We start from the raw sequence: 11810 nt of genomic DNA on the forward strand, positions 1-11810 counted from the left end.
CAATTGACCCGCACGAGGCACACCACGACCAACGACCGAATTGCCCCTAAGTTACCGGTATTGGGGCTAGCGCCGGTGCTGCTCACCGGCGACAACACCGCCGCGGCCCGCGCGGTCGCCGCCCAGGTCGGCATCGACGAGGTGATCGCCGAGGTGCTGCCGGCGGACAAGGTCGACGTCGTCAAGCGGCTGCAGGCCGACGGCAAGGTCGTCGCGATGGTCGGCGATGGTGTCAACGACGCCGCCGCGCTCGCCCAGGCCGATCTGGGATTGGCCATGGGCACAGGTACGGACGTCGCGATCGAGGCATCTGATCTGACACTGGTCCGTGGCGACCTGCGGGTGGCCGCCGACGCGATCCGGCTATCCCGAAAGACGCTCGGCACCATCAAGGGCAACCTGTTCTGGGCGTTCGCCTACAACATCGCTGCCCTACCGCTGGCCGCCGCTGGCCTGCTGAACCCGATTATCGCCGGTGCCGCGATGGCGTTCAGTTCGGTGTTCGTGGTGTCCAACAGCCTGCGCCTACGTACCTTCCGGCCACTGGCCACCGATCCCGCCGCTCGCTGACGCGGCACCAGGCAGCTCCAGCGCAGGCCCACGCCTGCGCTGGTCGCCGTCCACCGACGCGGCACCGCGGACCACAGCCGGAAAGTGTGAACGGTACGGTGCTGCGGTAGATCCAGACCCGGTACCTGAAGATCGTCGGCCACTGTCGTGGATCGGCTACGACGCATCGCTAGGTGAGACGGGCACTGCCCCGGCTTGTCAGGGGATCCGCTGGACCCAGCTCGTGCCCGCATCCGTGCTGTGGAAGATGCCTCGCTCCTGCACGGCCACGTACAGCTCGTCGCCGTGGGCGGCCAACGCCGTCGCCGCGCCGGGAACGTGTCCGGCCGGCGACCACGTCGCACCGCCATCACCGGAGCGCAGCACCTCGCCGATCACGCTCACGCCCCATAGCCGGTCCTCGCGCTCCCAATCCAGCAGCGCCAGCGTGGGGCCGGCCAGCGGTGCCCACGTTTGCCCACCGTCGGAGGACCGCACGAGGCCGTCCTGCGTCGTGGCCAGCAGGATCTGGTCGCTGGACGGACTGACCACGAAGTCCCGCACAGCGATGGTGGATCGAGTCTGCCAGTTCGTACGATCCCGGCTGACCAGCAACTGGCCGCTGACCGAGTTGTACCCGTACACCTGGCCGTGGCGGAACCGCAGCGCGTGGAAGTCCGCGCCACCGGCCAGCGACAGCGACCGCCACGCGAGGCCGCCGTCGGTCGACTCGATCAGGCCAAGGTGCTCCGGCCCACCTTGATCGGGGGCGGGATGGCCAGAGGCGATGAAGTGGTTGGCCCCGACGATCGTGAAGCCCATTGTGTCCTGCTGCCCGTCGCCGACCCGCGCTGCGGCGCCATCGTCCGGAATCCGGAACACCCCATGGTGGGTCGCCGCATAGAGTGCCCCGTCGGCCGGATTCACTCCCAATCCGTGGACGTGCTCGATCCGCGCCGACGCCGTCTCAACCGCATCGCCGCCACGGTCCGCGGGGCGGCCAACCGCCCACACGACCATGGACACCGCGAGGGCCACCACGACGAGTCCAGCGATGAGCAGCCACCGCCGCTTGACGGCACCTCGGGGGTGGCTGTTTCGCTGCCCGGTGCGGGAACGCTTCGCCGGTGTGGTTTTCGGCAAGGAATCCTCCACGCTGGGCTCAGGTCAGGTTGTCGACGTAGAACCAGTCGAACGGTGCCCAGGGCAGGTTGCGTAGCACGGTGGAGTAGAGCAGGAAGACGGCGCCGTAGATGATCCATGCGCGGCGGCTGGGCCGCCACAGCGGCAGCCGTCGCCCAAGGATCCGGTCGGCGGTCCACGCGGTCAGCGCATAGCCGCCGTACAAGAGGCCGACAAGCGCGACCAGGTGGTGCCGGGCGGCCTGCACCAGGTCGCCGTGTAGCAGGTAGAAGAACATCCGCGTCCCACCGCAACTCGGCCCGTCGATGCCCGTCAACGCGTGCCACATGCATGCACCGGTCGGATCCGCGATCCGGTCGGTCGGGTCGAACGCCAATACCCATGCCGCCGCGGCGCCCAGGGTGGCCCAGACCGCTAGCGGATGAAACCGACCCAGCCCAGCGCCCCGGCGGCCTCCCGGAGTCGGAGCGTCAGCGAGGGTGGCCTCCTGTTGGTGAGGGATGCCGGTGGGACGGGTCATCGCGCTACCTCCATCGGGCGTGGCCCCGCAAACGTACTCCTAAGCAGGATAGTATGTCGTGCGCTCAAGTAGCCGCAGACCAGCTGAGGACCTTCGTGACCATGCCCGACGAACAGCCATCGTCCGTTGACCAGGCGCAGGCGGTCACGTCACCCGACGCCTCTACGCCGCCGGAGCCGCCGGCTGTGAAGGCCACTACCGAGCCCGGCGGGTTGACGGCGCTCGGTCGGCGGCCTGCGTCACCTGCTAGCTCGCCGGCGAGCCCTCCTCGTGGGTGGGGTGGCCGCGGCCCTGCTGGCGGTAGTGGGCGGCACGGCGGCATACGCGTACGCCGGCGAGGTACCACGAGGCACGACGGTTCTGGGCATCGACATCGGCGGGCGCAGCAGGACCGATGCGGCCGAGGCTCTGCGGGCCGGCTTGGCCGCACAGGCTGACCGGCTGGCGGCAGCGATACCCGTGCGGCTGGGCGACAACCAGCAGATCAGCGAGGTTAAGCCGGCTGAGATCGGGCTGAGCGTCGATGTGGAGGCCACGGTGGTAGCGGCCGCCGACGGGCCATCCAGCCCGTTCAGGCTGCTCTTTGGCTCTCACACGGTTGAGCCGGTGGTCACCGTGGACGCCGCCAGGGTGCTGGAGGTGCTGAGCAAGGGCTTAGGGCCAGATGCGCAGGAAATGAAGATGCCTGCCATCACGTTCAATGGCACCACGCCGAAGGCGACGTACCCGAAGCCGGGCAGAGGGCTGGACGTGGACAAGGCGGCCCAGGAATTGCGTGCTGGCTGGCTCGGTACCTATCCGCTGGCAGTACCGCTGGCCGAGGTTCGGCCGGCGACGTCTTCGACAGCGTGACCACGAAGTGGAGTGCGCGTCGCGGCATCACCAAACCGAAGACGATCCGTCTGGAGGCGGGCCCGAAATGCATCGCCACCGACGGCATCGACGGTTTCACGCAGGATGCCTGGCGGATCTTCCGCAAGGGCGGCAAGGAGATCAAGCGGGAGAAGTTCAGCTGGACCTACCAGGCTGAACCGCGCTACATCTGTGGGAACGGCGGCCCCTGAGGCTCGGCCACTACGATCGATGCCGGGGACAAGCGGGTGGTTCAAGGAGGGCGCGGTGCGCGGGTTCGGTGAGCTCGAGTCGGCCGTCATGGAATGGCTGTGGGACAAGGGCGAGCCGGCCACCGTGCGGCAGGTCCACACCGTGCTGTGTGAGCGTCGCGAGCTGGCGTACACCACGGTGCTGACCGTGATGGACAACCTGTACAAGAAGGGGTGGCTGCGCCGTGAGCCGGCCGGACGCGCGCACCGCTACGAGCCGGTCGCCAACCGCGAGCAGTACGGCGCCCAGTTGATGCGTGAAGCCCTCGATGCCAGCGGCGATCGGGAGCAGGCATTGTTGAACTTCGTGGGTCGTATGTCCCTGGAGGAGGCGGTCGCGCTGCGACAGGCGCTGTCCACCTACGAGCGGAAGATCAGCGGCAAATGACCGTACTGCTGCTACTCGGCTCGGCGGTTGCCCTCGCGGTGGCCGCCCCAGCGTGGCTGCTGCGCGCCGGGTGGACCAACCGAGCTCCCCGGCTCGGGGTCCTGGCCTGGCACACGGCGGCCGCGACGCTCGTGGTGTGCGTAATCGCGGCCGCACAAATCATGATCATGCCGTGGCATCAGGCGGACGACGCGATCTGCATGGTGTGGCGGCTGTGCCTGGACGCTCTCGTCGGCGCCCACGGCCGGGCCGCGCAGGTGATGGCCTGGACCGGCGCGGCGGTGCTGCTGGCGGTGACCATACGGATCGCCGTAGCCGGCGTCCAGCTTGCCCGTGCCGCGGCCCGCCGGCGTCGCCACACCGCCTTGGTGCGGCTGATCGGACACCACCGGGCGGACATCGGCGCCACCGTCGTTGACCACCCGGATTCGGCGGTCTATCTGATCCCTGGACGGTCTCGGGAGGTCGTTGTGACGACCGGCGCCATCTCGCGGCTCGACCGCGAGGAACTGGCGGCTGTGCTGGCACACGAGCGAGCCCACGCCCGCGGTCGACACCACCTGTCGCTGATGGTGGCGGTGCTGCTGTGTCGGGCGTTCCCAGCGGCCGTCTTCCGCCACGCCGAGCGGCAGATTCACCGGCTGGTCGAGCTGTGCGCCGACGAGCAAGCGTGCCGGCACCACTCCCGCCTGGTGCTGGCGCGGGCACTGGTCGCGCTCGCCACCCCAGCGTCCCCGCCCGGCATGCTCGCGGCGGCCGGCGGCGACGCGCTTGAGCGGGTGCACCGGCTGATGCGCCCTCCCGCGCCGCTGCCGCGCCGCGTCACGGCAATCGCGACGGCGATGTTGCTGACATTGCCGCTGCTGCCGCTGGCACTCGTCGTAGCCATTCCTGCGGTTCCGGCTTTGCGCGCCGGCCTGCCGCTCTAGACCGATCAGTCACACTAGCGCTCGCTGCCCTTTGCCTCGGCGGTGTCCGCCAAGCACACGAAGCAGCGCCATGCCCCAGCCGCCCATGCCGGTGCCCCACATCAGGGCCTACTCCTTTACGAATACCACTCGTACACCCCTACGGTCGTTCGCGCGTGGCCGGGCAGGTATGGCACAACGTCCCGGGTGCCAGGGGCGAAGGTCGTTACCCGTGGGGGTGTGTCGGCTCGCCCGCTATGGGCTCGGGTGGTGTCCACGCGAATGCTCCGCTCGCGAAGCGAGCCAATAGCGGTGTGGGCAGGGCACGGGCGATGGTGTCGCGGAGCAGTGTCGCGGCGGGGTTGCCGGTTTGCAGTATCCGGCCGAGCGTGCCGGAGGTCCGTGCCAGCTGTTGGGTGCGGGGGCGGCGGGCCACGTCGTACGTGGCCAACGCCTCGTCTATCCCGGTGCGATGGAGAGCGTCGGCCAGTACGACGGCGTCTTCGATGGCCAGGCAGGCGCCTTGGCCGATGTCGGGCGTGACGGCGTGTGCCGCGTCGCCGACGAGGACGACCCGGTCGCGGACGAAGGCAGGCAGCGACGCCTTGAGGTAGTACACGTCGTGCCGGAGGAGGCTTTCGGGTGGTGTGGCGGCAAGCAGTTGGGGGATCGGGGCGTGCCAATCGCGGAAGCGTGCCGCTACGTCGTTGAGGCTGTGCCGGGGTGTGGCGCCTTCGGGCATGTTCTCGCAGGCGAACCAGTACACCTGACCGTCATTGATCACGGCGATGCCGAATCGCGCGGCCCGTCCCCACGTCTCGGTCAGGATCGGGTCGATACCGAGGTGGGCGGCTTGGTGGGCGGGGACGATGCCTCGCCAGACCGTGTAGCCGGCATAGGTCGGACCGGGGTACGCCGGGAACACGGAGCCGCGCAGCTGGCTGTGGACGCCGTCGGCGGCCACCACCAGATCGGCGGAAACGGTCAGGGGGCCCGTGGTGGTCTCGAAGCTGACCGATGGCCGGCCCGTGTCGATCGTCGCGCCGGTAACGCGGTGGCCGGTGTACTGGGCGACGTTCTCGAGTGAGTCCAGCAGGATCTGGTGCAGTTCGGCGCGGTGCAGGGCGATGAACGGGTCGTCGAAGCGGGCCTCGATGTCGGTCGCCGGAAGGTGGGCAACGCGCCGCCCGGACGCGAGCCTGATCTGCATGCCCTCCTGGCGGACGCCTTGGGCGCGTAGGTGCGTGGCCAGGCCCAGCCATTCCAGGGCTTTGACCGCGTTGGGCGCGATACCGATGCCTGCCCCTACCGGGCCGAACGCCGGTGCCTGGTCGTAGACGGCGACGTCCCATCCGGTCCGTTCCAGGGCTCGGGCGGTGCTCAGACCACCTATGCCCGCGCCGACCACGATCGCCGTGCGTCCCATGAGCAGACCCCATCCTGTAGTTCAAACGTTTGTTTAAATCGACTGTACTACAGTGATGTAGCTCTGCAGGACGGGGCTCGGCCTAGCGGGAGGTTCCAATCGATGAACGGAAACGGCGCAAGCAGCGGCAGGTCGGCCGCCGCCACCCGCGAGCGCCTGCTGGACACAGCCGAGCGCCTATTCGCCGAACGCGGGTACGAGGGCACGTCGCTGCGGGCGTTGGCCGACGCCGCCGAGGCGAACATCGCCGCCGTGAACTACCACTTCCGGTCCAAGGAAGGCCTGCTACAGGCGGTGGTGGCCAGGGCGATGACGCCCGTCAACGCCGAACGCGAGCGGCGGTTGGCAAGCCTGAACACATCCGGCGGCCACCCGACGATTGAGCAGCTGGTGCGGGCTTTCGTCGAGCCGGGCTTAGATCTCGTTGACCATCACGGGGACCGGGGACCGGCCGTAGCGAGGTTCATCGGCCGGGTGTTGTTTGATCCCAGCCCGCGGATCCGGCAACTGTTCGCCGATCAGGTCGACCCGGTCGAGGGCCGCTATCTCGACGCGCTGCGCCTCGCCCTGCCCGCACACGACACCGATACGATCCTGTTCGGTTACACGACCATGCTGGGGATGTTGGCGCTTCAGCAAGCTGCCACCTTCACCCCTGTCCGGTGGCGGCTCGTCTCCGGACAGACACGCGCTGACGAAGCGGCTGCCCGGGAAGAGGATCGCGAACGTCTCATAGCGTTTCTGACGGCGGGCCTGATCCACGGTCTAGCACGCTGACCAATACCGTCGCCGGCTGCCTGCCACGATCCTGGCGAAATCCGGTCAGCTCCGATGGCCGCATGGCCTCCGGGCTTATACCCCCGCCAGTACCCAACGCGCACGCGCCCTGACGCGCGATGTACTAAGCTGAATAGGAGTTGGGGCAGTGTGTCCAGGAAGGCGGGGTGCGTCGCATGGCGGAGCAACGGGCCGTCCTGCGGCTTCTGCTGCTCCTGTCCGTCGCGGTGGGCGTCGTCGGGATGCACACGCTCGGCCACGTCAGTGCCGGTGGTCACGGTGGTCACGGTGTTGCGTCCGCCGCTGTCACGACGCACGGCTCGTCGTCGACGCACTCGGCAATGGCTTCCGCCGCTGCCACCGGCGCGGACGGCATCGCGACCCTGGTAGGCGTAGGACGGAGCCTGGACCCGTCCACCATGTGCCTGGCGATCGTGGCCGCGTTCGGGCTCGCGGCGCTGGTCGCCATCCTGCTGTTGTCTGCCCGGCGTACGGGGCGGCCCGGCCGCTACCGGCACCAGGTCCGGTTCCCGGCGGGCCGTGGACCACCCGGCCAGAGGTCGTTCGGACTTCGCCTGGCGGACCTCTCGGTACTGCGGATATAGGACTCCGGCTGGTCACCGCTCATGGTCGACCGGCCGATGACACGTGTCTCCGGTATCGCAGATTTCACCGAAGAAAGGCATCACCAAGATGACCCGCATCACCTCGATGCGTCGCGCGCTGCTGACCGGCGCCGCCGCACTGGCGACCATTGCCCTGGCCGCTGGCTGCGGCGACGGCGACGACATGGGCGGCATGAACCACGGCGGTTCAAGCCAGACGTCACCGTCGGCGTCCACCGCGGCGGCGTTCAACGACGCCGACGTGCAGTTCGCCCAGATGATGATCGTCCACCATCAGCAGGCCGTCGAGATGGCCACCTTGGCCGATACCCGCGCCAAGGACGCCGAGCTCAAGCAGCTGGCAACACAGATCAAGGCCGCGCAGGAGCCCGAGATCACGACCATGACCGGGTGGCTGACCGCGTGGGGCCAATCGACCGCCGCCCCTGACGGCGGGCACAACATGCCCGGCATGAACGAGATGCCGGGCGAGATGTCCGAGGAGGACATGAAGAAGCTGGAGGCAGCGTCGGGAACCGAGTTCGATCGCATGTTCGTCCAGATGATGGTCGCCCACCACAACGGCGCGATCCAGATGGCCCGTGACGAGCAGCAGAAGGGTTCCAACACCGACGCCAAGGCCCTCGCGGCCGCGATCGAGAAGACCCAGACAGCCGAGGTCGAGAAGCTGCAGTCCATCCTGGACCGGCTGTAGGCGGTCACTTCCGGGCCGGGTGGCCGTGCTGCCACCCGGCCCGCCGCCTTCTCAACGCGAGATGTGAGGCCATCACACGTGCAGACCATCAACCGCCGCGCGCTGCTGCGCGCGGGCCTGGCCGCTGCGGCTGCTGGCTCCCTCGCCGCCTGCGGATCCGACGACAAGACAACCGCTGCGGCCTTCGTGCCACCCGACGGTGACGAGGTACGCGAGGCGGAAGCGCGCCGCAAGTCCGGCACGGTACGCGAGGTCCGGCTCACCGCCACCCCTGGTCCGGTCGATCTGGGCGGCCTGACCGTACAGACGTGGACCTACGACGGCACCGCACCGGGCCGGGAAGTACGCGTCAAGGCCGGCGAGGTCGTTCGCGCCACCCTGGTCAACCGGCTGCCGCAGGAGACCAGCGTGCACTGGCACGGTCTAGCGCTGCGCAACAACGCCGATGGCGTGCCCGGCGTCACCCAGCAGCCGATCACCGCCGGGACCGAATACGTGTACGAGTTCACCGCGCCGCATCCCGGCACCTACTGGTTCCACCCGCATCATGGCCCTCAGCTCGATCGTGGGCTGTACGCCCCGCTGGTCGTCGAGGACCCCGCCGAGCCGCTGCGGTACGACGACGAATGGGTGGTCGTCCTGGACGACTGGCTTGACGGTGTCGACGGCCGCGACCCGGACACCGTGTTGGCACAGGTGCGCAAGGGCATGAACATGTCCGGGGACATGGGCGGCCATGCCATGGGCATGAGCAGCTACCTGCTCGGCGGCGACGCCGGCGATGTCACGTATCCGCACTTCCTGCTCAACGGCCGGCTGGCTACCGCACCGGCGACCTATCAAGGAAAGCCCGGCACCAGAGTGCGGATCCGTCTGATCAACGCGGCTGGCGATACCGCCTTCCGCGTGGCGCTGGGCGAACATCGGATGACCGTCACGCACACAGACGGCTTCCCGGTCGAGCCGGTCGACACCGACGCACTGCTGATCGGGATGGGGGAGCGATACGACGTCGTGGTCACACTCGCTGGCGGCGTCTTCCCACTGGTGGCGGCCGCTGAAGGCAAGGACGCCGCGGCCTTCGCAGTGGTCCGAACCGGATCGGGGGCCACGCCGACCGCAGCGGTTCGTCCCAAGGAGCTCAACGGGCGGATCGTGGCCTACCGCAACCTCACACCCGCCGAGCCGGTACGCCTATCCGCCAAGGAGGCTGACCGGACCATCAGGCTGGAACTGACCGGCGGTATGGAACGCTACGACTGGGCCTTCAACGGCCAACCCTACGATCCGAAGCGGATCGAGCCGGTCCGCACGGGTGAGCGGGTACGCGTCGACTACGTCAACACGACCACCATGTGGCACCCGATCCACCTGCACGGGCACACCTTCGCTGTCGGCAAGACGGGCGTACGCAAGGACACCGCGATCGTCCTGCCCGGCCAGACCCTGTCCACCGAGTTCGACGCCGACAACCCGGGCCTGTGGATGGCGCACTGCCACAACGTCTACCACGCCGAGGCCGGCATGATGACCCTGTTTGGTTACCGGCGCTGAGCAGAGGGCGTCGGTTCGGCCGACTCCCCTGTCCGAACACCCGGCGATCTACTATCCTGCATAGGAGGGGACAGTATCGCTTGGCGATGCAGTAGGTCGCCACGCGATTGCGGCGCTCCTGACCGTTCCCCCGTGCGGTCCGGAGCGCCGCTTCGTCGTGTCACGCCTACGGCAGGCTGTCGAGGATCTCTTGCAGCCTGGCCACCTGCTCGGTCTGGGTCTGGTGCATTTGCCCGGCCAACGCCTTGGCCTCCGGGCTGGCGCCGTTCGACTGCTGTTCCATAGTCATCTGCATGGAACCGTTGTGATGGGCGATCATCACCTGGATGAACATGCGGTCGAACTCGGTGCCGCTCATCGACTTGAGCATGTCCACGTCCTTCTCGGACGTCATGCCTGGCATCGACCCGTGTGCCATCTCGCCTTCCATGGCGGTTGGCTTTCCCCACCCGGTAAGCATTGTGGTGATGGTGGAGACCACGGTGGTGTCCGCGGCCTTCATGTCGGCGGCGAGCCTTTTCAGGCCGGCGCTGCTGGCCTTGGTCTGGGCGAGCTTCGCCAGGTCCACCACCTGCTGGTGGTGAGGAATCATCTGCTGGGCGAACATGACGTCCGCGTCGTTGAACGCCGTGGCGCTCGCGGGAGTTTCGGCGAGCGGGGTCGCGCCATCACTTGGTGAGGCGCTGTCACCACCGCAGCCAGCGACCAGCGCTATCACCGCGCCGGCGGCGCTTGCCAGCAACGCCAGGCTGCGGATTCGGGTATGCCCGAAGCGGTTCATCTCGGTGATCTCCTGTCGGTATGAGGCGGCTTGGGGAACCTCTGGTGGCACGTGACAATGTCGCGGCCGGCGAGCGCTCCTACGTTCGCAACACCGACGTGGTAGCGAGCTGAAGGCTGATGGGCGTCCATGGTGGTGCTCGGTGCGAGAACCACCGGTATCGGTTGTGGGCCAACGCGGGCAGTGCTGCGCGCTTTCCAGCGGCGAATACGCGGGCGGCGAGCAGGATCAGCACTCCTGCGGTGGTCAGTACGAACAGACAGCCGTCCGGGGTAGTACACAGGTCCGTGCAGGGCCCGCCAGGAGCTGCGGGTGTCGCCAGTACCGAAACGGCATGGCCGTCGGAACGGGCCACCGTGCCGGCGGCCTGGTGGCCGACGGTATGCAACGCGGCGACGGCCAGGGAGACGAGCGCGAGCAACAACAGCCGTGACGGCCACTGGCGCATCGGCGCGTTTGCCGCGTGGCTGCCGTCCCGCTTGTGCCGCCAAGCCCTCACAGTCATCGGATACGGCAACCCGACGTCATGGGTTCAACGTTTCCCAGGGATCTCCTAACCTTCTTAGTCGACCGCGTCCTGCTGCGTTAACGCTGTCGTTACGGGGGTATCCGGCTGACGACAGGCACCAGAGACGAAGGGATGTGTGACATGGGGAACGCAGCCGCGATGCTGGACACCTATCCGGTCGACCTCGGTGGGGTCGACAAGCAGGCCCTGGCCCGCTGTATCGAGGAGTGCTTCACGTGCTCGCAGGCGTGTACCGCGTGCGCCGACGCGTGCCTGAGCGAGGAGCACGTGGCCGATTTGGTCAAGTGCGTGCGAGGAAATCTGGACTGCGCGGACATCTGCGACACGACTGGGCGGGTGCTGTCGCGGCACACCGGGTACGACGCGAACTTGACCCGGGCGGTGCTGGAGGCGTGCGCGATGGCTTGTCGGTCGTGCGGCGACGAGTGTGAGCGGCATGCGGGCATGCACGAGCACTGCCGGGTGTGCGCGGAGGCGTGCCGGCGCTGCGAGCAGGCATGTCGCGAACTGCTCGCCACCATGGGCTGAAGCGGCAACCCACAAGGCGACCGCCACGTCTTCAGACGCGGCGGTCGCCTTGACCCGCCTACTGCCGCGGTGCCAGGTTTACGCGGCGCAGTAGTTGTGCGTTGAGGGCGACCACGATCGTGGAGGCGGACATCAACACGGCGCCGATGGCGGGGCTGAGGGTCAGGCCGGCCCAGGCCAGTACGCCCGCCGCGAGCGGGATGGCCACGATGTTGTAGCCGGCCGCCCAGCCCAGGTTTTGGACCATCTTGCGGTATGACGCCTTGGACAGCCGGATCACGCCG

Annotated in this window: 15 protein-coding genes and 1 pseudogene; 10 read left to right on the plus strand and 6 right to left on the minus strand. The window is 68.2% G+C overall.

Annotated features, from left to right (window positions below):
* The coding region (locus tag V6V89_RS39820; protein WP_334624882.1) for an HAD-IC family P-type ATPase at nucleotides 1–570 on the plus strand (570 nt) is incomplete at its 5' end.
* 198 nt (nucleotides 571–768) lie between these two features.
* On the opposite strand, the gene V6V89_RS39825 is transcribed toward V6V89_RS39820, so the two are convergent.
* Together V6V89_RS39825 and V6V89_RS39830 are read right to left on the minus strand one after the other, a co-directional pair.
* Entirely contained in the window at nucleotides 769–1692 is a 924-nt protein-coding gene (locus V6V89_RS39825; RefSeq protein ID WP_334624883.1) for a F510_1955 family glycosylhydrolase, read from the minus strand.
* A 19-nt stretch (nucleotides 1693–1711) separates the two neighbouring features.
* On the minus strand, nucleotides 1712–2212 hold the full coding sequence (locus V6V89_RS39830; RefSeq protein WP_334624884.1) for a DUF2752 domain-containing protein: 501 nt from the start codon (nucleotides 2210–2212) through the stop codon (nucleotides 1712–1714).
* A gap of 270 nt (nucleotides 2213–2482) precedes the next feature.
* On the opposite strand from V6V89_RS39830, the gene V6V89_RS39835 reads away from it, so the two are divergent.
* From V6V89_RS39835 to V6V89_RS39850, 4 genes are read left to right on the plus strand one after another with little or no spacing between them, the layout of a single operon-like run.
* On the plus strand, nucleotides 2483–3064 hold the full coding sequence (locus tag V6V89_RS39835; protein ID WP_334624885.1) for a hypothetical protein: 582 nt from the start codon (nucleotides 2483–2485) through the stop codon (nucleotides 3062–3064).
* Entirely contained in the window at nucleotides 3061–3276 is a 216-nt protein-coding gene (locus V6V89_RS39840) for a hypothetical protein (RefSeq protein ID WP_334624887.1), read from the plus strand. Before V6V89_RS39835 ends, V6V89_RS39840 begins: the two co-directional genes overlap by 4 nt.
* Before the next feature lie 19 nt (nucleotides 3277–3295).
* Entirely contained in the window at nucleotides 3296–3703 is a 408-nt protein-coding gene (locus tag V6V89_RS39845; protein ID WP_334624888.1) for a BlaI/MecI/CopY family transcriptional regulator, read from the plus strand.
* On the plus strand, nucleotides 3700–4632 hold the full coding sequence (locus V6V89_RS39850; RefSeq protein ID WP_334624889.1) for a M56 family metallopeptidase: 933 nt from the start codon (nucleotides 3700–3702) through the stop codon (nucleotides 4630–4632). The genes V6V89_RS39845 and V6V89_RS39850 overlap by 4 nt, the downstream gene beginning before the upstream one ends.
* Nucleotides 4633–4837: 205 nt before the next feature.
* On the opposite strand, the gene V6V89_RS39855 is transcribed toward V6V89_RS39850, so the two are convergent.
* Nucleotides 4838–6037 carry an FAD-dependent monooxygenase gene (locus tag V6V89_RS39855; RefSeq protein WP_334624890.1) on the minus strand — a complete coding sequence of 400 codons (1200 nt, stop codon included), beginning with the start codon at nucleotides 6035–6037 and terminating at the stop codon, nucleotides 4838–4840.
* 102 nt (nucleotides 6038–6139) lie between these two features.
* Here V6V89_RS39855 and V6V89_RS39860 point away from each other — a divergent pair, with 102 nt between their 5' ends.
* The 4 genes from V6V89_RS39860 to V6V89_RS39875 all read left to right on the plus strand — a co-directional run bounded on the left by V6V89_RS39860 (nucleotide 6140) and on the right by V6V89_RS39875 (nucleotide 9688).
* On the plus strand, nucleotides 6140–6814 hold the full coding sequence (locus tag V6V89_RS39860) for a TetR/AcrR family transcriptional regulator (RefSeq protein ID WP_334624891.1): 675 nt from the start codon (nucleotides 6140–6142) through the stop codon (nucleotides 6812–6814).
* 176 nt (nucleotides 6815–6990) lie between these two features.
* Nucleotides 6991–7419 (plus strand): DUF6153 family protein, encoded by a 429-nt coding sequence (locus tag V6V89_RS39865; protein WP_334624892.1) that lies wholly within the window; start codon nucleotides 6991–6993, stop codon nucleotides 7417–7419.
* Between the two features lie 88 nt (nucleotides 7420–7507).
* A complete protein-coding gene (locus tag V6V89_RS39870; protein ID WP_334624893.1) occupies nucleotides 7508–8134 on the plus strand; it encodes a DUF305 domain-containing protein in 627 nt (208 codons plus the stop codon).
* Nucleotides 8135–8212: 78 nt separating this feature from the next.
* Nucleotides 8213–9688 carry a multicopper oxidase family protein gene (locus tag V6V89_RS39875; protein ID WP_334624894.1) on the plus strand — a complete coding sequence of 492 codons (1476 nt, stop codon included), beginning with the start codon at nucleotides 8213–8215 and terminating at the stop codon, nucleotides 9686–9688.
* Nucleotides 9689–9854: 166 nt separating this feature from the next.
* On the opposite strand, the gene V6V89_RS39880 is transcribed toward V6V89_RS39875, so the two are convergent.
* Nucleotides 9855–10469: a DUF305 domain-containing protein gene (locus V6V89_RS39880; protein ID WP_334624895.1), complete on the minus strand. Its 615-nt coding sequence runs from the start codon at nucleotides 10467–10469 to the stop codon at nucleotides 9855–9857.
* A 79-nt stretch (nucleotides 10470–10548) separates the two neighbouring features.
* Nucleotides 10549–10974 (minus strand): hypothetical protein, encoded by a 426-nt coding sequence (locus tag V6V89_RS39885; protein ID WP_334624896.1) that lies wholly within the window; start codon nucleotides 10972–10974, stop codon nucleotides 10549–10551.
* A gap of 144 nt (nucleotides 10975–11118) precedes the next feature.
* Here V6V89_RS39885 and V6V89_RS39890 point away from each other — a divergent pair, with 144 nt between their 5' ends.
* Nucleotides 11119–11526, plus strand: a complete 408-nt coding sequence (locus tag V6V89_RS39890) for a four-helix bundle copper-binding protein (protein WP_334624897.1) — start codon at nucleotides 11119–11121, stop codon at nucleotides 11524–11526.
* Nucleotides 11527–11584: 58 nt separating this feature from the next.
* Here the strand turns inward: V6V89_RS39890 and V6V89_RS39895 are convergent.
* Nucleotides 11585–11810: pseudogene (locus tag V6V89_RS39895) on the minus strand (heavy metal translocating P-type ATPase); the annotation flags it as partial.

Source organism: Micromonospora sp. CPCC 206061 (assembly GCF_036906915.1).
Lineage (GTDB): Bacteria > Actinomycetota > Actinomycetes > Mycobacteriales > Micromonosporaceae > Phytohabitans.

What these genes read in the sequence shown, in the direction of transcription:
- V6V89_RS39880 (WP_334624895.1), bottom strand. Translation starts at nt 10,469, where the DNA reads ATGAACCGCTTCGGGCATACCCGAATCCGCAGCCTGGCGTTGCTGGCA.
- V6V89_RS39860 (WP_334624891.1), top strand. Translation starts at nt 6,140, where the DNA reads ATGAACGGAAACGGCGCAAGCAGCGGCAGGTCGGCCGCCGCCACCCGC.
- V6V89_RS39850 (WP_334624889.1), top strand. Translation starts at nt 3,700, where the DNA reads ATGACCGTACTGCTGCTACTCGGCTCGGCGGTTGCCCTCGCGGTGGCC.
- V6V89_RS39870 (WP_334624893.1), top strand. Translation starts at nt 7,508, where the DNA reads ATGACCCGCATCACCTCGATGCGTCGCGCGCTGCTGACCGGCGCCGCC.
- V6V89_RS39865 (WP_334624892.1), top strand. Translation starts at nt 6,991, where the DNA reads ATGGCGGAGCAACGGGCCGTCCTGCGGCTTCTGCTGCTCCTGTCCGTC.
- V6V89_RS39885 (WP_334624896.1), bottom strand. Translation starts at nt 10,974, where the DNA reads ATGACTGTGAGGGCTTGGCGGCACAAGCGGGACGGCAGCCACGCGGCA.
- V6V89_RS39845 (WP_334624888.1), top strand. Translation starts at nt 3,296, where the DNA reads ATGCCGGGGACAAGCGGGTGGTTCAAGGAGGGCGCGGTGCGCGGGTTC.
- V6V89_RS39890 (WP_334624897.1), top strand. Translation starts at nt 11,119, where the DNA reads ATGGGGAACGCAGCCGCGATGCTGGACACCTATCCGGTCGACCTCGGT.
- V6V89_RS39830 (WP_334624884.1), bottom strand. Translation starts at nt 2,212, where the DNA reads ATGACCCGTCCCACCGGCATCCCTCACCAACAGGAGGCCACCCTCGCT.
- V6V89_RS39855 (WP_334624890.1), bottom strand. Translation starts at nt 6,037, where the DNA reads ATGGGACGCACGGCGATCGTGGTCGGCGCGGGCATAGGTGGTCTGAGC.